The organism is Streptomyces sp. NPDC058157 (genome assembly GCF_042884105.1).
Classification (GTDB): Bacteria; Actinomycetota; Actinomycetes; order Streptomycetales; family Streptomycetaceae; genus Streptomyces.
Genome location: NZ_JBHVUQ010000444.1, coordinates 1 through 1178, shown reverse-complemented (window position 1 = coordinate 1178; position 1178 = coordinate 1). Strand labels below are relative to the sequence as shown.

The 1178-nt window shown below is 82.9% G+C and carries 1 protein-coding gene and 1 pseudogene; both read left to right on the top strand.

Annotation, left to right across the window (positions count from 1 at the left end):
- Nucleotides 1-3: 3 nt before the first annotated feature.
- Nucleotides 4-915, top strand: coding sequence for a helix-hairpin-helix domain-containing protein (locus ACFVXK_RS38720; protein ID WP_389622119.1), 912 nt, complete (start codon nt 4-6; stop codon nt 913-915).
- Nucleotides 912-1178 (top strand): annotated as a pseudogene (locus ACFVXK_RS38715) (MBL fold metallo-hydrolase); the annotation flags it as partial. The gene ACFVXK_RS38720 and the pseudogene ACFVXK_RS38715, both read left to right, overlap by 4 nt.

Here is a 1178-nt window from a genome sequence, read left to right as displayed (position 1 = left end):
GTACTGCTGGCCGTCGCGGTGGGGTTCGCCGCCCAGCCCCGCCCGGATCCCGCCGCCGTGCGCCGCCGGGCCGAGGCGCTGCTCGGCGGGGCCTCGCCGCCGGGGGTCTCGCCGCCCGGGGGCTGGCCGCCCGGGCGGGACGGGGTGGTTCGGGGGTCCGGTCCGCCAGGGGCTGGGGCCGGGCCGTCGGCGTCGGGGGCCGGGGGCGGGGAGCCTCCGGTGGGGGAGGCCGAGGGGCAGGCGGTGGTCGGGCGGTGGCCGGCGGTGCGGGAGCGGCTGCCGGTGTGGGTGCAGGCCCGGTGCGGGGTGGAGCCCAGGGCCGTGGCCGCCGTGGGGGTGGTGCTGGCCGTCGCGGTGGGGTTCGCCGCCCAGCAGTACTGGTCGGCCCGGCCGCAGCCGGTGACGGCGCCCGCGGTGCTCGCCCCCGCGCCGCAGGCGACCCCGTCCCCGCCCCTGTCCCCGGTCGCGGGAGCGGGCCCGGGGGGTCCGGGCGGGCGCATCGTGGTGGACGTCGGCGGAAAGGTCCGTGAGCCCGGCGTGCTGCGGCTGCCCGGGGGCTCACGGGTGGAGGACGCGCTGGCCGCCGCCGGGGGAGTGCGGCCGGGTACGGACACCACCGGGCTGAACCGGGCCCGGGTGCTGGTGGACGGGGAGCAGGTCCTGGTCGGGGTCGGCGCGCCGCCCGCGCCGGGCGGCGGGGGCTTCGGGGGCGGTGCCGGCCCCGGTCCGCTGAGCCTCGGCAGTGCGACCGCCGAGCAGCTGGACGGGCTGCCGGGGGTCGGTCCGGTGCTGGCCCGGCACATCGTGGAGTTCCGCACCGCCCGGGGCGGGTTCCGGGCCGTGGAGGACCTCCGGCAGGTCGACGGCATCGGCGAGCGCAGGTTCGCCGAGCTCCGGAAGCTGGTCCGGCTGTGAGCGCCGTCGGGCCGGGCGACGCCGGGGGCGAGCGGGCCGGGCCGGCGGACCTGCGGCTGGTGGGGCCCGCCCTGGCGGCGTGGGGCGCGGCCGCCGTCGGGCTCGGGGTGCCGGCCGGGTGGTGCGCCGTCGGGGCGGGGGTCGCGGTGGCCGGTGCGGGGGTGCTGCTGGTGGCGGGGTGCCGTGGTGCGCGGCCCGGGTGGCGGGTCGGTCCGGCCGTGGCGGCCGCGCTGCTCTGCGCCGCCGCCGGGGCGGGGGTGGCC